We start from the raw sequence: 19,601 nt of genomic DNA on the forward strand, positions 1-19,601 counted from the left end.
TCGCATCGCGCGTGTCCGGAACGTTTTGATTCAACACAAAACAACAGATCCAGGATGGTACCCGGTACTTTACGAAGCCGCCCAATGAGAGGTTGGCACGCGGCCTCCGGCTCAGAACGGTGGGTAGCTGCGAGCGAGCTTTAAACTGCGGCCAAACAAAAAAGCAGGCCGGAGCCTGCTTCTTCAAAATCATGCGATAGGAATTGCGCGATCAGTTGCTGTTGAAAGCGGTGCGCAGCAGGTTGAGCTGGGCCTGAACGCTGTTCTCGTTGTCGGGAACCTTCGCCTCGGTGGGGCGGTAGATTTCGCGGTCGAGAAGGGCAACGCGGTTCTGGAGGCGCAACGAGCGCTCGACCAGATCGCGGAAGGATTCCGGCAGATCGTTCCAGCCTGGGGCGTTGCGGTCGACGTTAAAGTTGTCGAGGCGCACCTTGTTCTTTTCGTTCAGAACCTGATCGCGGGTCATTTCGCCATTGTTGACGGCGCGCTGCAGCAGCAGCCACGATGCCATCTGCATCAAGCGGGTGGTGAGGCGCATAGATTCTGCGGCGTAGAGAACCGAAGCCATGCGCGGGAGAACCTTGGATGCCGCGCGACCGGAGCCGTCGAGGTAGCTTGCCGTTTCTTCCACCAAGCCCATGCCCTCGGCATAGAGAGTCTTGAACTGGTTCGAGGCTGCGGCGCGGCCGGCGAAGCTGATGGTATTCAAAACCTGTTCCGACATTTCTTTAATCCCTGCTTACGCATGATACGGTGAGGCAACGGAGTTAGCGGGTAAATTGTTCCGGCCTTTGTATTTTCAGGATGATACCAATAGCTGAAATGCGCAAGCTGATTATTAAAGAAAGGTTAATACCCACAGTTTTGCAGGTTTTCCAACAAGATAAAAAAAGAGCCGCAAAAGCGGCTCTCAAGGTAAAACAGGGAGAAAAATCAGACCAATTCGCCGATAGGAGAAACTGCCTGAGGTTCAGCAGAACTGAACATGTACAGTAATCTCTCAGAAAGCTTAATATTTGGTTAATGGTAAATGAAAAACTGTCGCTCTCCGTAACGTTTGTCGGCCGCATTGGCTTTCATCTGGCGCTAAACAGACTTTCAGCCGCCTTGCGACCCGCGGACTTCTTCTCTCGCTCCTGTTCCAGCCGTTCGATCTCGCCGGTCAGAATGTTGATGCGGGCGGTCAGTTCGTCCACGGAAAGCAGCGTCAGATCACTGCCGACAATGTGGGTCGCGCCTTGCTTTTGCGGAAGATCCTCATCGAAAATACTCATATTCCTGCTCCCTTTTGCAAATCTGCTTCCTCTTCAGGATATTGCGGGGCTCTCGGATCAAGCGAGGCACTTTCGGGTGTCAACAGCGGTGCAGGTGCTGTCGGCATAGTGGAGAAGTTGTCCTTCTCCTCGGTCGTCAGTGCCGCGCGCTTGCGTGAGCGGAAGATAGAATAGGCGGTTATCATCAGATGTGAAGTCGCCGTTACAAGGAACAGCGCATAGGGTCCGAAATAGGTCATGATCGGACCGCCAAGGGTCGGGCCGATGATGGTGCCGATGCCGTAGAGCAGCAGCAGGCCGCCCGAGACCTTGACGAAATCTTCGGAGGACGCAAAGTCATTGGCGTGCGCGACCGCGATTGGGTAGAGCGCATTGGCCGCCGCACCATAGACCGCAATCATGCCGATCAGCACATAGACATGCGATGGCTGGACTGTGGCGATCGCGAGGCCTGCGACAGCGCAAAGCGCCGCCAGCCCCGCCAGCACGAAGCGGCGGTCGATACGGTCGGAAAGCTTGCCAGCCGGAAACTGGGCGAGCGCACCGATGAATATGGTGGAGCTGACCATGATGGCGATGGTGGTGGGGTCAAGACCGGCGCGCGCGCCGAAGACCGCCGACAGTGTACCATAGGCGCCGTTGGCGATGCCGATCAGCAGGATGCCGACGAAGGAGACGGGCGAATTGCGATAGAGCGCCGGCAGATCGAGTTTCACCTTCTTCAAAGGCTGCGGGCTCTCCGCCTTGGAGAGCATGGCAGGCAGAATGGCAACGCAATAGATGATGGCGCAGACCATAAAGAGCGAAGTGTTGCCGACATGGCCAAAGGGAATGACCAACTGACCTGCGACCACGCCGAACAGCGTGATAGCGATATAGAGCGAGAAGATCGCGCCGCGGCTTTCGTTGGTGGCGCGCTCGTTAAGCCAGCTTTCGATGATCATGGACGTGCCGGCGGTACAAAAGCCGGTAAGTGCGCGCAGGCCCACCCAGGCGACGTCATCGATGAAAAGCCCGGTTAACAGCACGGTAAGGCAAATCAGCGCCACGAAACTGCCGAAGGCGCGGATGTGTCCCGCACGGCGAACGATCGCGGGTGCCACGAAGCAGCCGATGACGAAGCCCGTTGCCCACGACGTGCCGAGAAAACCGAGAACCTCGTTGGAGTAACCCTCCGCAGAACCGCGCACCGGCAGAAGCAGGCCTTGAAGGCCGTTTCCGAGAAAAAGGAAGAGGGTGCTGGTCAGGAGAGCGAATACGGGAAGAATATTTCTGCTCATAAAGTCACTCTCATGCCGATGCTATTGCGGGTATCACGTGCCAGTGGATTCGCTTTGGAGGCCGTTATGGTGAGCATAAAAATGTCCGCTCTGTGACGACGTCGAAATGAGTTTGACATTTGGCTTGCGGATGCTGCAAGCCCTTAAACAGACATTTGCGAGTGAACTGTCAGCGCTTGCCGGCGGTTCCCGCAGAACATGGCAGAAACGGCGGCGCGGTGCTTGCCGGATTGAGCCAAAAGGTTGCGCGATGACGAAGGCGATCGGCCTTTTGCTACTTCTTGCCATGGGCATCCAGCTTATCCGCCCGCTCGGTTTCCCGGGTTTTAGACGACGTGCCGATTTCTGGAAGATCGCCGTGGTGGCCTTCGTGTTGTGGACGCTGGTGCTGCTTTTGCGGCCTTAAACTCATGCCGGCTACCCGCACCCCTGCCGGCTGGCAGGGGCGTGGCAGTCCATCCAGTCAACGCGATTAGCTAAGGCGCCGACGGCAATTTTCGAACAGGCTGTGAGGCGGATCAGAGTTCGCGGCCGAAATGTTCTTCGACCTTCTTCTTTTCCCATGCGGCATTGAGGAAGGGGACGAGGTCGAAGGTGGTCAGCCCGTTCAGAGCCAGGGCAACGCCCCAGCCGAGTGCCGGCCAGATGGCCCGGAACTAATGAGGGCTGGTGACGAGATTGATCACGACCAGCATGGCGATGACCACGACATATTGCGCCACGTGCAGATAGAATTTCTTGATCTTTCGCACGCGTTCGAATGCGATGGCTTCCTCGGCTTCTCTTGCGTTGACAGCAATGCTTTGCATGTCCGTTTCCTTTTCCACGGTCAGTTGCGACACGTCGATCTTGAAGACGGATGTTAGAGCGTTTCGAGGCTCGCCGATTGGCCGCGTTCGATGCGCTGGATGGTACGCACGCTGAGCCCACTGACGGTTGCCAATTGCTCTTGCGACCAGCCGCGCTGCAGCCTGAGTTTCTGTACCAGCATCATTCTCTCCAAGGTTCGACGAGGCCAACATTCACGCAAACCGCCGCCGGACACCACGTCATCCGCCCGACTGTCGGGTTGCTGTCGGGACGGTGACGGGCTTGTTATGGCGCATAGTGCGACGGGCGGTGCGAAATTTGAAGAGAGTGGGAAAAGGGTGCCGCAAAAAAGCCGCCCGGTGGGGCGGCCTCCATTGAGGATTGTGCTCGGACGTCAGGCCGCTTTTTCCAGCTCCTGCTTCCAGTCTCCAAGGGCCGCCAGAGAATTCATCTCGGCGCGATGGCGGAAGGCGCGTTGGCCGGCGGCAACGTTTTCAGCCTTGCCGCCCCAAGCGTGAAGTGCGGTTTCCTGTAGCGCGCGGCCATAGGAGAAGGTGACGGACCAAGGCAGATCATACCCGGCATTGATCGCCGAGAGGTGGGCGGTGGCTTCCTCCGAGGTCTGGCCGCCGGAGAGGAAGGCGATGCCGGGGACTGCGGACGGCACGGTGGCCTTCAGCACCTTCACGGTCTTTTCCGCGACCTCTTCGACGCTTGCCTTGCGGGCGTTCTTGCCGTCGATCACCATATTGGGTTTCAAGATCATGCCTTCCAGATTGACGCGGGCGTCATAGAGATCGGTGAAGACGGTGCGCAGCACCCATTCCGTTACCTCGGCGCAGCGATCGATACTGTGCGTGCCCGGTTTGCCATCCATCAGCACTTCCGGCTCGACGATCGGCACGATACCGGCCTGCTGGCAAAGTGCTGCATAGCGGGCCAGCGCCTGCGAATCCGCTTTGATCGATCCCCAGGTCGGAAGCCCATCGCCGATATTGATGACGCCGCGCCATTTGGCAAAGCGCGCACCGGCGTCGTAATAGGTCTTCAGGCGGTCCGCCAGGCCATCCAGGCCTTCGGTCACAGTCTCGCCGGGGAAAAAGGCCTGCGGTTTTGCGCCCTTATCCACCTTGATGCCGGGAATGGCGCCTGCCGCCTTTATGATATCGACTAAGGGTGTCCCATCGGCTGCCTTCTGGAACAGCGTCTCTTCGTAGAGGATGACGCCGGAGATGCATTTGGTCATCGCAGCATCTGTGCGAAACAGCATCTCGCGATAGTCACGACGGCTCGTTTCGGTGGATTCCAGGCCGATGGTATCGAAACGCTTCTTGATGGTGCCGGTGGACTCATCGGCCGCCAGCAGTCCCTTGCCGCTCGACATCATCTTCAAGGCAATGTCTTCCAGACGTTCAGTCATTTCCATTCTCCCTGTGTATGACCATACCCGAGTACCAGACGGAGGCAGAAAGATGGCGGTCTTCGCCTACGGAAGCGACCGAAGAATATTCAATCGTTTGAATGTTTTACGGGCGTGGTTGAGCGGTGAAATTGCAGACTGAGAAGACGTTTTTTGAGACTTTTGGTTCCACCGTCATCTGCGGGAGAGGAAGAAGTGCAGCGGTCCAAGGAAGGCGCTCTGCATGTTCTACAGGCTCTTGGCGTCTTGCTGGGCGTCATGCCGATGTATCGGCGTCCGTAGAAGGAGATGCGCCGTGGCTGCACTCTCGGATCATGCCAGTCGAAGGCGTGGTAAGGGAGGTACCGTCCTGCCCTAAGCCAAGAGCCAACGCCGGTTGCGGCGTTGGCAAGGAGTGTCTAGGGGGCGAAGCGCCGTTTACTTCTGCTCTTGCAGAATGGCGACGCCTGGAAGCACCTTGCCTTCCATCCATTCAAGGAAGGCGCCGCCAGCCGTCGAGATGTAGGTGAAGTCTTCCGCCACACCTGCGTGGTTGAGTGCTGCGACCGTATCACCGCCGCCTGCGACGGAGACGAGCTTGCCGGACTTGGTGCATTCGGCGGCGTGACGTGCTGCGGCAACCGTTGCCGTGTCGAACGGTTCGATTTCGAAGGCGCCGAGCGGGCCGTTCCAGACAAGCGTTTCAGCGCGCGAAGTCCAGCCGTTGATGGCTTCGACCGACTTCGGGCCGACATCCAGCATCATGGCGTCTTCGGGGATGGCGTTGATATCGACGACTTCGTTGGCGGCATTGGCCTTGAACTCGCGGGCAACCACGCCGTCATCCGGCAGCACGATGGCGCAGCCAGCGGTCGCGGCTTCGATCATGATCTGCTTTGCGGTTTCGGCGAGATCATGCTCGCAAAGCGACTTGCCGACCTGGGTACCGCGGGCAGCGAGGAACGTGTTGGCCATGCCGCCGCCGATCACCAGCGCATCGACCTTCTTGACGAGGTTCGTGAGCAGATCGATTTTGGTGGAGACCTTCGCGCCGCCGACGATGGCAACGACCGGGCGGGCAGGGGCGCCGAGGCCCTTTTCCAGCGCTTCGAGTTCGGCCTGCATGGTGCGGCCAGCATAGGCCGGCAGATGGCGGGCAAGACCCTCAGTGGAGGCATGGGCGCGGTGGGCAGCGGAGAAGGCGTCATTGACGTAGATATCGCCGTTCTTGGCGAGTTCTGCGGTAAAGGCCGGATCGTTCTTTTCCTCGCCCTTGTGGAAGCGGGTGTTTTCCAGAAGCAGGATATCGCCATCATTCATCTTGGCAATCGCATCTGCTGAGGCTTCACCGATGGAATCGCTGGCAAAGAGCACGCTATGGTCGAGAACCTCTTCCAATGCCGGTGCGATCAGGGACAGGGACATGTCCGCGACAGGCTCACCTTTCGGACGGCCGAAATGAGCAAGCAGAATGACCTTGGCACCCTTTTCGGACAGTTCGAGAATGGTCGGAGCAACGCGCTCGAGGCGGGTCGTGTCCGTTACCTTGCCGTCCGCGACCGGCACGTTGAGATCGACGCGGACGAGAACACGCTTTCCGGAGATGTCGGTGAGGTCGTCAAGGGTCTTGAAGGCGGGCATAGATCGATCCTGTCATGGTGTTCAAACAATATTTCGGGCGCGACCATACTATGCCTGACCGGCTGTGCAAGGCGTTTTCGTCACGATGCAATGACGCGCTTTCACTTCGTGTTCAGGCGGGCTTTGCGCTTTTCCCGACGGTGTTCGCGGGCGCGGTGGATGATGTCTTTGAGGCTGATGAAGATCGGCAGTGTGGTGGCGGGCGCGACTGGCTCCAGTGAGATCCCGATGCTTGAAACGGCGTGTGTTTCATCAAGATCCCGAACGATCAGGATCAGCGAGCCAAGGCGGATACGGTCGGCATATTCGGCCTTTCCGCCAAGGCGGGCTTCGATGAGCTCGCCCACGGTGAGGGACTGTTCCTGCGCGGTAATCAGGCCGGGTCCATAGGAGGCGTCCAGCTCTTTGGCCGGACGTTGCGGCGCAATGGAGAAGGTGCCGAAAAGATCCTCGTCGTCTTTGGTCACGGGCTTCGCGCTGGCAAAGAGCCGGTCCAGAAGCCGTGCATAGCTTGGCATGACGAAAATATAGACCAGATCGTTTTCCCGGAGCCTTCCTGCATATTGATAACGGATGGACTTGCCATCGCGCACCACCAGAGACGGCATCGCCCAGCGGGGAATGCGCTCGCCCTGCAGAATGGCGCTGCCCTTGGCCACGCGGTAGGAGATAAGCTCGTGGGTGGCCGTGCCCGGTAGATCCACTTCCAGCTTGTCCACCTCGCCCATGCGGGGCGGCACGACGAGGCCAAGGCGGGTTGCGACGGGCTTGATGGTCCACCCCTGTAGCAGAAGTGAGACGAGCACGATGATGAAGGCGGCGTTGAAGTAGATCTCGGCATTGTTCAGCCCGCCGAGCGTCGGCAGCAGCGCCAGCAGAATGGAAACCGCACCACGAAGACCGACCCAGGCGACGAAGCTTGTTTCCTGCTGGGTGTAGTTGAACGGCATCAGGCTCAGCCACACTGCAAGGGGCCTGGCGATGAAGATGAGGAAGAGGGCGAGCAGGACGGCGGGCAGGATGATGGCCGGAAACTGCGAGGGTGTGGCCAGCAGACCGAGCATCAGGAACATGATGATCTGCGCCAGCCATGTCATCCCTTCATGGAAGCGACGGATCGCGCCCTTGGCGAAAATCTTGCGGTTGCCCGCAACGATGCCCGCGACATAAACGGCGAGAAAGCCACTTCCATGCAGCGCGCCGGTAAAGGAGAAGACGAGAAGCGCCAGCGCCAGGACAAGGATGGGTGCGAGCCCGCGATCCATGGTGAAGCGGTTGACGACGTTGACGATCATCAGGCCGCCAAGAATGCCAAAGATCAGGCCAAGGCCCATTTCCTTGAAGAACATCAGGATGAAACCGCTGTCGAAGCCGGCGAGCCCCTTGCCACGGCTCACCACCTCTACCAAAGCGATGGTGAGAAAGATCGCCATGGGGTCGTTGGTGCCGGATTCAACCTCAAGCGTCGAGCGTACCTGATCGCGGATATGAATGCCGCCGATGCGCAGCAGGAAGAAAACGGCTGCGGCATCTGTGGATGCAACGATGGAGCCAAGCAGCAGGCCTTCGAGCCAGGAAAGGCCGAGGAGCAGGGCGGCTGCACCGGCAAAGAACACGGCGGTCAGCACCACGCCAAGCGTCGCGAGTGTCACGGCCGGTCGTGATGAGAGCCGGAATGTCTGTAAAGGCGTACTGAACCCGGAATCGAAGAGAATGACTGCCAGCACCAGAGAGCCCAGCATATAGGCCACCGCGCTGTTGGTGAACTCTATGCCGATGCCATCCTTTCCTGCGACAAGGCCGATCATCAGGAAGAGCAATAGCAGCGGCGCGCCGAAGCGATAAGCAATCAGGCTGGAGAAAGCGGCCGCAAGAACGAGGACGGTGGCAACCAGCAGCAAGAGATAAAATGATTCCAATGCCCTAACCTCTTACACCCGCACGCGTGGATCCGGCGCGCAGTGCCACATCTGCCGATGCCGAATCTTGTCAGCGATTGTTCAGTGCCAAAATGGACCAGAGCAAGGCGAAGCACGGGCGCTGGCTTCGTGCCCATGAAAAAACCGGCAGGATTGCTCCCGCCGGTTCTGTGATCCGTTGGCTTGATGCCAGCTTAGATGGTCTTGGCGAAAGCCACTGCCGTGTCGGACATGCGGTTGGAGAAGCCCCACTCGTTGTCGTACCAGGACAGAACGCGCACGAAGTTGCCTTCCATGACCTTGGTCTGGTCGGTAGCGAAGATCGAGGAGTGGCTGTCGTGGTTGAAGTCACGGCTGACCAGTGGCTCGTCGGTGTAGCCGAGAACGCCCTTCAGTGCGCCGTTCGACGCAGCCTTGATGGCGTCGTTGATTTCAGCGACGGAGGTTTCTCTCTTGGCGACGAACTTGAAGTCGACGACCGAAACGTTCGGGGTCGGAACGCGGATGGACGTGCCGTCCAGCTTGCCCTTGAGATGCGGCATGACGAGGCCGACGGCCTTGGCAGCACCGGTCGAGGTCGGGATCATGGAAAGGGCTGCGGCGCGGGCGCGGTACAGATCCTTGTGCATGGTGTCCAGTGTCGGCTGGTCGCCCGTGTAGGAGTGGATCGTGGTCATGAAGCCATGGTCGATGCCAACGAGGTCATCGAGAACCTTGACGACCGGTACCAGGCAGTTGGTGGTGCAGGATGCGTTAGAGATGACGAGGTGATCCTTCGTCAGCTGGTCGTGGTTGACGCCGAAAACGACCGTGAGATCAGCGCCGTCAGCAGGCGCCGAAACGATGACGCGCTTTGCGCCAGCGGTCAGGTGCGCGGCAGCCTTGTCGCGGGCGGTAAAGATGCCGGTGCATTCCAGCGCGATATCGACGCCGAGTTCGCCATGCGGCAGGGTTGCTGGATCGCGAACGGCGGTCACCTTGATCGGCTTGCCGCCACCAACGATGATCGAGTCGCCTTCGACCTTCACTTCCGCCGGGAACTTGCCGTGGATGGAGTCGTAACGCAAGAGATGCGCGTTGGTCTCGACTGGGCCGAGGTCGTTGATGGCAACGACTTCGATATCGGTGCGGCCGGACTCAACGATGGCGCGAAGGACGTTACGGCCGATACGGCCGAAGCCGTTAATGGCTACTTTTACAGTCATTTACAGTCTCCCGATCAATAATTTACGTCTGGATGGAATGGCATGTGGAGGCGATGGCAAAACTTGGGACTTCCCACCGCTGGCGGCAGTCGGGCCGAAGGTCAGGCGCGCAGCACGCCTTGTCCTCCGGCCAGAGGGATCAGCCGAGCTTCTCTTCGGCTGCGGCGACAACCGCTTCTGCAGTGATGCCGAAATGCTGGAACAGGTCCTTGGCCGGCGCGGAGGCACCGAACGACTGCATGCCGACGAAAGCGCCGTCATTGCCGATGAAGTAGTCCCAGCCCTGGCGAACTGCTGCTTCGACGGCGATCTTGACTGGCGCGTTGCCGATAATGGCCTGGCGATAGGTCTCCGGCTGCTCCTTGAAAAGTTCAAAGCAGGGAACGGAAACGACGCGGGTAGAGACGCCCTTGTCCTTCAGCGTGGCAGCGGCCTTCAGCGCCAGCTCAACTTCCGAACCGGAGGCAAAGATCGCAACCTTGGCATCGCTTGCCGAAACCAGTTCGTAGGCGCCGTAGGCCACGAGATTCTTCTCTTCATAGTCCTTGCGGGCTGGCGTCAGGTTCTGACGGGTCAGCGCCAGTGCGGAGGGGCGATGCTTCTCATGCAAGGCAAGCTGCCAGGCTTCTGCGGTTTCTGTCTCGTCCGCAGGGCGGAAGACCAGAAGGTTCGGAATGGCGCGCAGCGCTGCAACCTGTTCCACCGGCTGGTGGGTCGGGCCATCTTCGCCAACGCCGATCGAGTCATGCGTCAGAACGTGAACCACGCGGATGCCCATCAGAGCGGCAAGACGGATCGACGGACGGCAATAGTCCGAGAAGATCATGAAGCCGCCGGAGTAAGGGATCAGACCGCCATGCAGCGCGATACCGTTCATCGCAGCGGCCATTCCGTGTTCGCGGATGCCGTAATGCATGTAACGTCCGGAGAAGTCCGTCGGCGTGATCGACACCATCTGGCTGGTCTTGGTGTTGTTGGACGGCGTCAGGTCGGCGGAGCCGCCCAGCGTTTCCGGCACAACGCCGTTGATGACTTCGAGCGTGTCTTCGGATGCCTTGCGGGTGGCGACCGTCGGGTTGTTTGCGGCAACCTTTTTCTTGAAGGCATCGATGGCGCTATCGAAGTTGCCGGGCAGGTCGCCAGCAAAACGGCGCTTGAACTCGGCCTTCTTCTCAGCGTCAGCCGCTTCCAGGCGCGCTTCCCACTCCTGACGCGTCTTGGTCGAGCGCAGACCGGACAGACGCCATGCGTCCAGCACGTCTTGCGGAATGACGAAGGCTTCCGATTCCCAGTTCAGGTGCTTGCGGGTGGCGGCAATCTCTTCCGCGCCGAGCGGCGAACCGTGAACCTTGTGGGTACCAGCCTTGTTCGGCGCGCCAAAGCCAATGGTGGTCTTGGCAGCGATGAAGGTCGGACGGTCGGACTTATGGGCTTCTTCGATGGCCGCGGCAATCGCTTCCGGATCGTGGCCGTCGATTTCGATCGTATGCCAGTGAACTGCCTTGAAGCGTTCGATCTGGTTGGTGGAGTCGGACAGGCCGACTTCACCGTCAATGGTGATGTTGTTGTTGTCCCAAAAGAGCACAAGCTTGTTCAGACGCAGATGGCCGGCAAGCGCGATCGCCTCATGGCTGATGCCTTCCATCAGGCAGCCGTCGCCGCACAGCACATAGGTATAATGGCTCTGCAGATCGGAGCCGAATTCTTCTTCGAGCTTACGCTCGGCAATCGCCATGCCCACAGCATTGGCAATACCCTGGCCGAGAGGGCCGGTGGTCGTTTCGATGCCGGTGGCGTGACCATATTCCGGGTGGCCGGCGGTCTTGGAGCCGAGCTGGCGAAAGCGCTTGATCTCGTCGATCGTCATGTCCTCGTAGCCCGTCAGATACAGGCACGAGTAGAGCAGCATGGAGCCGTGGCCGGCAGACAGCACGAAGCGGTCGCGGTCTGGCCAATGTGGCGCCTTGGGGTCGAATTTCAGGTAGCGGGTAAAGAGAACGGTGGCGACATCCGCTGCTCCCATCGGCAGGCCGGGGTGGCCGGAATTGGCCTTCTCCACAGCATCCATGGCAAGAAATCGGATTGCATTGGCCATCCGGTCGTGTTTGTCGCGAGAAATCATGGCTTTTCCGTCTGTTCCGGGTGAAAGGAGATAGTCGGTCTGACTATCCAAAAAGCGGGTTGATCCATATCAGGTGGGGCGGCTCTGTCAACAAATCCAGCCTTTGTTGCGGTTCGATCGGCAACAAAAATCGTTTCGCATCCGCCTCATGTGCGTTCGGCCGATCTTCCTCTCAAGCTGTGGCCATAATCAGGCAGGATGGCGTCACGAGATCGTTGCCAAGCCGCATTCATCCACAGCGCAAAGTGCTTGAATGTATTGGTTTGATTGACGCAGGCTCAAAACGGGTAATATCGTGTGCTGGCCTTGAGTGACATCGGGCGGCAACGATTCGGGCTTGCCGCTTATGCGGTTTGGAAGAAACGATGACGGCGGAAAAGACCATACATGTTGCGCTGTCGGAGCTGAGCTCCGCAATCACCAGCCTTGAAAACGCCCTGGATGTGCGTCTCGAACGCCAGCGCGAAAGCGCAGAGGTGGAGAGTGAAGTCAAGCGCGTCCATGTTGATCGCGCCCGCCTTGCGCAGGAACTCGACCAGTCGCAATTTCGCGCCAACCGGCTGGAAGAGGTGAACCGCGAGGTTTCGCGCCGTCTGGTCACTGCCATGGAAACCATCCGCGCCGTGCTGGACAGATAAGAGGAGACGGCCCATGGCTCAAGTCACCGTGATGATCGACGGAAAAGCCTACCGCATGGCATGCGAAGCCGGGCAGGAAGACCATCTGACCGATCTCGCCGCGCGTTTCGACCGCTATGTCGGCCATCTCAAAAGTCAGTTCGGCGAAATCGGCGATCTGAGACTGACCGTCATGGCCGGCATCATGATCACCGACGAAATGTCAGAACTGTCGCGCAAGATCGAAGCCCTGGAAAACCAGGTGGCCTCCCTGCAGCAGAACCGCGACGGCATGGCCGAGAGCAAGGCGAAGGCGGATGAGCAGATCGTTCTCGCCATTTCCGATCTCGCCATGCGGCTCAACGGCATCACCGAAAAGCTGGTGGAGAGACCGAAGCCTTCGGTGAATTAAACCTGTTGCCGCGTATCGGCTGCGATCAAGATTGTCTTCGGTAGCCTCTTTCGAAACATAACGATCCATCATATATAGAGCGTGCGTTCTGCGCTTCTCGACAGGAACCACAATCCCTGGGGCCATACTCGATCCAAAGGGAGCTGTCCCTGGCCAGCCTCGTGGGGCTGGACACACGGTGCCCACCTACGTTTGTAGGCACCCAGGATCGTAAACATCCATCGGTCGTCGCGGACGCACTTTATCATTTTTAGCCTATGCGGCTTCGCCCGTTTGAAGGCGTTGCAACAAACCATCGGTTTTAAATCGCGCCCTTTTGCGTGAAGGGCGACGCCCATGATTATTTTATTGGTTTCATGATGAAAGCTTTGCAGTGGCACGATGTTGTCATTGCATTGATGGAACAATTCTTTATTATTCGGATTGGTATGTCCGTTCAGCCTGTCCTAAAGGCGAATGCGGTTGCAACCGCGACGTGCCGTTCAACAGCCCAAAGAGCTAAACTTGTTTACTGAAATTATGATCGTGGTCCTGCTCACCGTACTGAACGGGGTGCTCGCCATGTCCGAACTTGCTGTCGTCTCTTCCAGACCGGCGAGACTTAAAGTGCTGGCCGCTCAAGGCAGCAAGGGCGCCACAATGGCGCTCAATCTTTCTGAAAATCCCGGACGGTTTTTGTCCACCGTGCAGATCGGCATTACGCTGGTCGGCATTCTTTCCGGTGCCTTCTCTGGCGCTACACTCGGTACTCGCTTCACAGCCTGGCTCATCGAGCAGGGCGTGCCGGACCGTGCCGCCGATGCGCTTGGCGTCGGCGTCGTGGTCGTTGCCATTACCTATCTGTCGCTGATCGTCGGCGAGCTGGTGCCAAAGCAGATCGCGCTACGCGACGCTGAAAAGGTCGCCGCCCGCGTAGCTCCCGCCATGGTGTTCCTGTCCAAGATTGGTGCGCCGGTCGTCTGGCTTCTCGATAAGTCGGGCAAAATCGTGCTGGCTATTCTCGGGCACAGCGGTGAATCAAACGCTTCTGTTACCGATGACGAAATCCGCACGGTTCTGGCGGAGGCGCACAGCGCCGGCGTGATCGAGACCGAGGAGTCGGCGATGATCACCGGCGTTATGCGTCTTGCCGACCGTAACGCCAGAGGCCTGATGACCCCGCGTCGAGATGTGGAAGTCGTCGATATCGAGGACACGGCTGAGGAAATACGCGAGCAGCTTCGCGGCACGCAGCGGTCGCGCCTTCCGGTGCGCAATGGCGCTTCCGACGAAATTCTCGGCGTGCTTTTCGCCAAGGATGCTTTCGATGCGCTGGCTTCCGGCAAGGAGCTCAACATTCGCGAGTTGCTGCGCGAAGTGCCGGTCGTGTCCGACCTCACAAGCGCTGTCGATGTGATCCAGTCGCTGCGCCGTTCCACGGTGCATATGGTTCTTGTTTACGACGAGTATGGTCATTTCGAAGGCATCATCAGCTCCGGCGATATTCTGGAGGCCATCACCGGCGCCTTCCAGGAGGAGGACGATGAAGAGCCTGCGATGGTGCAGCGTGAAGACGGCAGCTTCCTCGTGGCCGGCTGGATGGCGGCGGACGAATTTGCCGATCGCATGGGCTTCCAGATCGATGAGGATGCCGAGTTCGAAACGGTTGCCGGTTTGGTGCTGGACGAATTCCGCCGCTTACCGGAACTTGGCGAGCACATCACGCGCAACGGCTGGCGCTTCGAGGTCATCGATCTTGATGGTCACCGTATCGACAAGGTCCTTGTCAGCCGGGCCGCTTAATGAGCAACGCTGCTTCGCTTACAAAAGCGCAATTGCGTCTTGAGCGTCTCGCCCTGCGGGACGCTCTTTCTGTTGAAGAGCGGAGTGAAAAAAGCGCCGCCATGGCTGAAAAAGCTGTGGCGGCATTGTCTTTTTCTGCCGGGACTGTGATCTCAGGCTTCATGCCCATCCGTTCCGAAGCAGACACCCGGCCGCTGATGGAAGCTTTGCGCGACAAGGGCGCCACACTTTGCCTGCCGGTGATGCTTGACCGCGAGACCATCGTCTTTCGTGAATTCGTTCGAGATGCAGAACTGGTAAAGACCGGCTTTGGCACCAAGGGGCCGGATGAGAATGCGTCGGTCTTGGACCCGGATATCCTGCTTGTGCCTCTCTCGGTCTTCGATGGTCGCGGCCAGCGTATCGGCTATGGGGCAGGGCATTACGACCGCGCCATTGCGCGCCTACATGCAAAAGGCCTGGAACCCTTGCTGATAGGCATTGCATTCGACTGCCAGGAAGTGCCATCAGTGCCGGCAGAAGCGCATGACGTCGCGCTGGACGCGATTTTGACCGAAAGCGGCATGCGGCATTTCACTGGCAGGGCAGGGGCATGAGACTACTTTTTCTCGGGGATATGGTGGGCAAGACTGGACGCACGACCGTCTGGGAGAAACTGCCGGGACTGATCTCCGACCTGAAACTGGATTTCGTCATCGTCAATGGCGAGAATGCCGCTGGCGGTTTCGGCATTACCGAAGACATCTATCTGGAAACCATCAATGCCGGGGCTGATGTGGTGACCACCGGCAACCATGTCTGGGACCAGAAAGAGGCCGTTTCCTTCTGTGAGCGGCACGACCAGTTCCTGAGGCCAGCCAACTATCCGAAGGGTACCCCCGGCAAGGGATCGGGCCTCTTTTATGCCCGCAATGGCGCGCGCGTGCTGGTCGCCAACATCATGGGCCGCGTCTTCATGCATCCTGAGTTGGACGATCCCTTTAGCTCCGCCGAAAGCATTCTCGCGGCCTGCCCGCTGAAGGAGCAGGCGGATGCGATCATCTTCGATTTTCACGCCGAGGCCACGAGCGAAAAACAATGTTTCGGCCATTTCGTCGATGGCCGCGCCAGCTTCGTCGTCGGCACCCATACGCATGTGCCGACTGCGGATGCACAGATCCTGAACGGCGGAACGGCCTATATGTCAGATGCGGGCATGTGCGGCGATTACGATTCCTCGCTCGGCATGGAGAAGGAAGAGCCGATCAACCGGTTTATCTCGAAAATGCCGAAGGGCCGTTTCGAGGCGGCAAGCGGTCCTGCGACGCTGTGCGGCGTTGGGGTGGAGATTTCCGATAGCACCGGCTTGGCGGAGAAGATCGCGCCCTTGCGAATTGGGCCAAGGCTGGCGGAGACTGTTCCGGCGTTTTGGGCTTGAGTGTTTGCGTCCACCCCGCAATGACAACAATGTGAGCGCAACCTACCGCTAACAGCTAGACGAACCCTCATCCTTGCCGCATCCTTCCCTGCATTCGCCTTTCTGGGGAGTGGTGCCATGCGTCGCATATCCATGCCTGCATTGATCGCCATATTGTTCAGCGCCGCCTCGGTTGCCGCGCAGGAACCTCCCGATCGCCCTCCCGTCAGCCAGTGCCAGGCGATTGCGCAGGCGCTTCCCAAGGTCACTTTCGCCAGCTTCAAGCCATCCGATATCACGAAGGCTGAGCTCAGCGACCGGGAAGAGGTGAAGATCCAGTATATCGGCCATTCCACCTATACGATCGAGTCACCCGAAGGCGTGGTGATTGCCACCGACTATAACGGCGTCTACCGCCCGCCGGTCATGCCGACAGTAGCGACCATGAACAATGCGCACACCACCCATTACACGCTCGCACCAGAGCCTGAGATCAAACATGTGCTGCATGGCTGGAGCGATGTGCCGGGTGAAAAGGCCGTTCACAAGCTGGAAGTGGGCGATGTCTATATTCGCAATGTGACCTCGGATATTCGCAACCGCTGGGGTGGCGGTGGTCTGCTGACCAAGGACGGCAATTCGATCTTCATCTTTGAAGTGGCCGGGCTCTGCATCGGCCACCTCGGGCATCTGCATTACGAGTTGACGGAAACGCAATATGCGGAAATCGGCCGGCTGGATGTGCTGATGGTGCCGGTCGACGGCGGGCTGACGATGGGGGCGGACAGCATGAGCCGCATCGTCAAGCGGTTGCGCTCCGCGCTCATTTTGCCGATGCACCAGCCGAGCGCTCTGGAGCGGTTTCTCGTGGCCTTCGGACCTCAGTTCAAGATCGCCTATGCCAGTGACCCGATAATCCGGGTATCGATGCGAAACCTTCCCCGCCAGCCGCAAATACTCGTGCCGCAAGGCATGTAGCAAACGTCAGCCACGACCGATCGGTGCAACGGCCACGCCTGTGCAAAAGCGCCGCGCATCCCAGAGATGCACGGCGCTTGCGGTCGTCAGTCGACGATCGGATCAGGCGAAGGTCAGGTGCTGTCGAACGCCGACATCCGGCATTTTTTCGTCCGACATATTGGCTTTCGCGATTTCCCAGCCGAATTTCAGCGTGCTGTCGGTGGAGGCCCAGATGTCGGCGTCATCGACATGCAGAGCCAGCATCACCAGTTGAGGGTCGCTCTTGCCGTGTTCGTACCAGGCGGCGGTAACGGAGTTCCAGTATTCCTCGAGCTTGGTCTTATCGTCACGGACTTCCAGCTTGCCCGACAGGCAGGCGTGGTAGTCGTGATCCTTGCCGATAACGCAAAAATGCGCGCGCGAACCGGACTTCAGCGACTGGACGAGATCGGTATCCCGCTTGGAGAAGAACCAGATGGTGTTGGTCTTCGGGTCCGCATGCGGCGCCATGGGCTGCATGTGGCTGTGGAGACCTTCCAGGCCCAGCATGCCCGCATGGACGGAATTGATCTCGTCCCAAAGCTGACGGGCGGGTTGTTCGCGTGCTTCAGTCAGGCTTACCATTCAGTGATCTCCTTGCGGTTCCTGTTCCTTCCGGCAGCGATCCGGTCATGATCTCGCCGCCTGTGATCACAACGGCGGGAGAGGATTTCTGTTCCTTGCAGCGCTGTCATGTGGATGCGAGAAGAAGGGGGGTACGGGCTTGAACAGCCGCCATATCGCCCTTATAAGGCCCCCAATCCAAACAAACGATCCGATCAGGGGTGCCATGGCTGGCCATTCACAGTTCAAGAACATCATGCATCGCAAGGGGAAACAGGATTCGATCCGTTCGAAGATGTTCTCCAAGCTTGCCCGTGAAATCACCGTTGCAGCCAAGTCCGGTCTTCCGGACCCGACCATGAACGCTGCTCTTCGCCTGGCTGTGCAGAACGCCAAGGCGCAGTCAATGCCGAAGGACAATATCGACCGCGCCATCAAGAAGGCGTCCGGCGCGGATGCGGAAAACTACGATTCTGTGCGCTATGAAGGCTACGGTCCTGGTGGCACGGCAGTCATCGTCGAGGCGCTGACGGACAACCGCAACCGCACGGCATCCAATATCCGCTCGATCTTCACCAAAGCTGGTGGCGCACTTGGCGAAACCGGTTCGGTGTCCTTCTCCTTCGACCGCGTCGGCGAAATTACCTACAAGGCATCCGTTGGCGATGCTGACAAGGTGATGGAAGCGGCAATCGAAGCCGGTGCCGAAGATGTCGAAAGCGGCGAAGAAGGCCACACGATCATCTGCGGCTTCGAAGACATCAATGAAGTTTCCAAGGCGCTCGAAGCGACGCTTGGCGAAGCTGACAGCGTCAAGGCAGTCTGGCGTCCGCAGAACACCGTTCCGGTGGATGAGGAAAAGGCCCAGTCGTTGATGAAGCTTATCGGCAATCTCGAAGACGATGACGACGTGCAGAACGTCTATTCGAACTTCGAAGTGTCCGAAGAAGTCATGGCGAAGCTGTCTGCTTGACACTCTCTGGCTCCGTCCGATGTGAGGACGGCAATCGAAAGCGACAGATCAAAAGCACTAAGGCCGGATTTGCTCCGGCCTTTTTCATTTTCAATGGTGACAGTGGTAGAGGCGTGTCAGAGCACAGTCGGCTCAAGCCGCCTTCTTCACGCCTCCGCGCACCTCGGCGAAAACTTCAACCGACCGCAGCCGCTTATTGATGTCGTGGATCGGCATGGAGACGATCAATTCGTCTGCGCCGGTCTCGCCCAGGAACTGCTGAAGCTTGCGATCGATGGTCGCGTGCGAACCGACGGCGGCGTAGCGCAGCGTGTGTTCCACCGTGATCCGCTCCATATCGTTCCAGTAACCGTCCATGCTGTCCACCGGCCGCGGGAAGGGCGTGCGGACATTCTTGCGCAGATTGACGAATTGCTGTTGCGCGGAGGTGAAGAGATGTCGCGCCTCCTCGTCCGTATCGGCACCGACCCCCATGATGCCGACCATCATGTAAGGCTCCGATAACGTCGCGGATGGCTGGAAGCGCTCGCGGTAGATGGCAATCGCATCCATCAGCATGTCCGGGGCGAAGTGCGAGGCGAAAGAATAGGGCAGGCCCAGCGCCGCGGCGAGATGGGCGCTGTAGATGCTTGAGCCCAGAAGCCAGATCGGCACGTTGGAGTTGACACCCGGCACGGCAAGGATTGCCTGGTCCGGCTCGGGGGAGCCGAGATAGCGTTGAAGCTCAACGATGTCATGCGGGAAGTTTTCCGCTCCAGCGTCGAGATTGCGGCGAAGCGCACGCGCCGTGCGCATATCCGTACCCGGTGCCCGACCGAGGCCGAGATCGACACGCCCCGGCAGCAATGCTGCGAGCGTGCCGAACTGTTCGGCAATCACGAGCGGCGAATGGTTCGGCAGCATGACGCCACCCGAGCCGACGCGGATCCGAGAGGTCGCGGCACCCACATGGGCAATGACAATGGACGTGGCGGCGCTGGCGATGCCTGGCATGCCGTGATGTTCGGCAAGCCAGAAACGCTCGTAACCGTTCTCTTCCGCCTTGATGGCCATGCGGCGGGAATTATCGAGCGCCTTGCTTGCGTTCTCTCCGTCGCCAATCGGCGAGAGATCGAGAATGGAAAAGGGAATCATGGCATGCTCCTTGCGGCATTTCTTTGTAAGGAAATGTAATGCGAAGTGTCGCATTTGCCATAGTCGTCGCAGCG

At 58.9% G+C, this 19,601-nt stretch carries 20 protein-coding genes, 1 other RNA gene and 1 pseudogene; 10 read left to right on the forward strand and 12 right to left on the reverse strand.

What is annotated here, in order from left to right:
• Positions 1-211: 211 nt before the first annotated feature.
• The 3 genes from QZ869_RS01640 to QZ869_RS01650 form a co-directional block, all read right to left on the reverse strand.
• Positions 212-724: a DUF1465 family protein gene (locus QZ869_RS01640; RefSeq protein ID WP_296016545.1), complete on the reverse strand. Its 513-nt coding sequence runs from the start codon at positions 722-724 to the stop codon at positions 212-214.
• Between the two features lie 352 nt (positions 725-1,076).
• Positions 1,077-1,274, reverse strand: coding sequence for a DUF1192 domain-containing protein (locus QZ869_RS01645; RefSeq protein ID WP_296038401.1), 198 nt, complete (start codon positions 1,272-1,274; stop codon positions 1,077-1,079).
• On the reverse strand, positions 1,271-2,554 hold the full coding sequence (locus QZ869_RS01650) for an MFS transporter (protein ID WP_296016549.1): 1,284 nt from the start codon (positions 2,552-2,554) through the stop codon (positions 1,271-1,273). The genes QZ869_RS01645 and QZ869_RS01650 overlap by 4 nt, the downstream gene beginning before the upstream one ends.
• Before the next feature lie 250 nt (positions 2,555-2,804).
• Between QZ869_RS01650 and QZ869_RS01655 the strand changes: the two genes are divergently transcribed.
• Entirely contained in the window at positions 2,805-2,960 is a 156-nt protein-coding gene (locus QZ869_RS01655; protein WP_165457088.1) for a hypothetical protein, read from the forward strand.
• Between the two features lie 112 nt (positions 2,961-3,072).
• Here QZ869_RS01655 and QZ869_RS01660 read toward each other — a convergent pair.
• The 3 genes and pseudogenes from QZ869_RS01660 to QZ869_RS01670 all read right to left on the reverse strand — a co-directional run bounded on the left by QZ869_RS01660 (position 3,073) and on the right by QZ869_RS01670 (position 4,784).
• Positions 3,073-3,363: pseudogene (locus QZ869_RS01660) on the reverse strand (2TM domain-containing protein).
• Positions 3,364-3,416: 53 nt separating this feature from the next.
• Positions 3,417-3,545 carry a helix-turn-helix domain-containing protein gene (locus QZ869_RS01665; RefSeq protein WP_296016552.1) on the reverse strand — a complete coding sequence of 43 codons (129 nt, stop codon included), beginning with the start codon at positions 3,543-3,545 and terminating at the stop codon, positions 3,417-3,419.
• A 213-nt stretch (positions 3,546-3,758) separates the two neighbouring features.
• Complete coding sequence (locus QZ869_RS01670) at positions 3,759-4,784, reverse strand: class I fructose-bisphosphate aldolase (protein WP_296102176.1); 1,026 nt, start codon at positions 4,782-4,784, stop codon at positions 3,759-3,761.
• A gap of 153 nt (positions 4,785-4,937) precedes the next feature.
• On the opposite strand from QZ869_RS01670, the gene QZ869_RS01675 reads away from it, so the two are divergent.
• On the forward strand, positions 4,938-5,066 hold the full coding sequence (locus QZ869_RS01675; RefSeq protein ID WP_296038403.1) for a hypothetical protein: 129 nt from the start codon (positions 4,938-4,940) through the stop codon (positions 5,064-5,066).
• Positions 5,067-5,201: 135 nt separating this feature from the next.
• Here the strand turns inward: QZ869_RS01675 and pgk are convergent, their stop codons facing one another.
• The 4 genes from pgk to tkt form a co-directional block, all read right to left on the reverse strand.
• Positions 5,202-6,404 (reverse strand): phosphoglycerate kinase, encoded by a 1,203-nt coding sequence (gene pgk, locus QZ869_RS01680; RefSeq protein ID WP_296102178.1) that lies wholly within the window; start codon positions 6,402-6,404, stop codon positions 5,202-5,204.
• Between the two features lie 101 nt (positions 6,405-6,505).
• On the reverse strand, positions 6,506-8,323 hold the full coding sequence (locus QZ869_RS01685; protein ID WP_296082997.1) for a potassium/proton antiporter: 1,818 nt from the start codon (positions 8,321-8,323) through the stop codon (positions 6,506-6,508).
• 194 nt (positions 8,324-8,517) lie between these two features.
• The gene (gene gap / locus QZ869_RS01690; protein WP_296102180.1) at positions 8,518-9,528 is read right to left on the reverse strand and encodes a type I glyceraldehyde-3-phosphate dehydrogenase; all 1,011 of its coding nucleotides are present in this window, start codon (positions 9,526-9,528) and stop codon (positions 8,518-8,520) included.
• 139 nt (positions 9,529-9,667) lie between these two features.
• Complete coding sequence (gene tkt, locus QZ869_RS01695) at positions 9,668-11,650, reverse strand: transketolase (protein ID WP_296016566.1); 1,983 nt, start codon at positions 11,648-11,650, stop codon at positions 9,668-9,670.
• A gap of 365 nt (positions 11,651-12,015) precedes the next feature.
• Between tkt and QZ869_RS01700 the strand changes: the two genes are divergently transcribed.
• The 7 genes from QZ869_RS01700 (at position 12,016) to QZ869_RS01730 (ending at position 16,835) form a co-directional block, all read left to right on the forward strand.
• Entirely contained in the window at positions 12,016-12,288 is a 273-nt protein-coding gene (locus QZ869_RS01700; RefSeq protein WP_296016568.1) for a DUF4164 domain-containing protein, read from the forward strand.
• A 13-nt stretch (positions 12,289-12,301) separates the two neighbouring features.
• Positions 12,302-12,679 carry a cell division protein ZapA gene (locus tag QZ869_RS01705; protein WP_062427933.1) on the forward strand — a complete coding sequence of 126 codons (378 nt, stop codon included), beginning with the start codon at positions 12,302-12,304 and terminating at the stop codon, positions 12,677-12,679.
• 82 nt (positions 12,680-12,761) lie between these two features.
• A non-coding RNA gene (ssrS, locus tag QZ869_RS01710) (6S RNA) lies at positions 12,762-12,919 on the forward strand.
• A 279-nt stretch (positions 12,920-13,198) separates the two neighbouring features.
• Positions 13,199-14,461, forward strand: a complete 1,263-nt coding sequence (locus QZ869_RS01715) for a hemolysin family protein (protein ID WP_363315090.1) — start codon at positions 13,199-13,201, stop codon at positions 14,459-14,461.
• Positions 14,461-15,057, forward strand: a complete 597-nt coding sequence (locus tag QZ869_RS01720; protein ID WP_296083000.1) for a 5-formyltetrahydrofolate cyclo-ligase — start codon at positions 14,461-14,463, stop codon at positions 15,055-15,057. The genes QZ869_RS01715 and QZ869_RS01720 overlap by 1 nt, the downstream gene beginning before the upstream one ends.
• The gene (locus QZ869_RS01725) at positions 15,054-15,878 is read left to right on the forward strand and encodes a TIGR00282 family metallophosphoesterase (RefSeq protein WP_296016576.1); all 825 of its coding nucleotides are present in this window, start codon (positions 15,054-15,056) and stop codon (positions 15,876-15,878) included. Before QZ869_RS01720 ends, QZ869_RS01725 begins: the two co-directional genes overlap by 4 nt.
• 117 nt (positions 15,879-15,995) lie before the next feature.
• Entirely contained in the window at positions 15,996-16,835 is an 840-nt protein-coding gene (locus tag QZ869_RS01730) for an MBL fold metallo-hydrolase (RefSeq protein ID WP_296102181.1), read from the forward strand.
• A 102-nt stretch (positions 16,836-16,937) separates the two neighbouring features.
• On the opposite strand, the gene QZ869_RS01735 is transcribed toward QZ869_RS01730, so the two are convergent.
• The gene (locus QZ869_RS01735) at positions 16,938-17,441 is read right to left on the reverse strand and encodes a pyridoxamine 5'-phosphate oxidase family protein (RefSeq protein WP_296016580.1); all 504 of its coding nucleotides are present in this window, start codon (positions 17,439-17,441) and stop codon (positions 16,938-16,940) included.
• 205 nt (positions 17,442-17,646) lie between these two features.
• On the opposite strand from QZ869_RS01735, the gene QZ869_RS01740 reads away from it, so the two are divergent.
• Positions 17,647-18,393: a YebC/PmpR family DNA-binding transcriptional regulator gene (locus tag QZ869_RS01740; protein WP_296102184.1), complete on the forward strand. Its 747-nt coding sequence runs from the start codon at positions 17,647-17,649 to the stop codon at positions 18,391-18,393.
• A gap of 132 nt (positions 18,394-18,525) precedes the next feature.
• Here the strand turns inward: QZ869_RS01740 and QZ869_RS01745 are convergent, their stop codons facing one another.
• Positions 18,526-19,527, reverse strand: a complete 1,002-nt coding sequence (locus QZ869_RS01745) for an LLM class flavin-dependent oxidoreductase (RefSeq protein ID WP_296102185.1) — start codon at positions 19,525-19,527, stop codon at positions 18,526-18,528.
• Between the last annotated feature and the right edge of the window lie 74 nt (positions 19,528-19,601).

The organism is uncultured Agrobacterium sp., from assembly GCF_913777885.1.
Taxonomy (GTDB): Bacteria; Pseudomonadota; Alphaproteobacteria; order Rhizobiales; family Rhizobiaceae; genus Agrobacterium.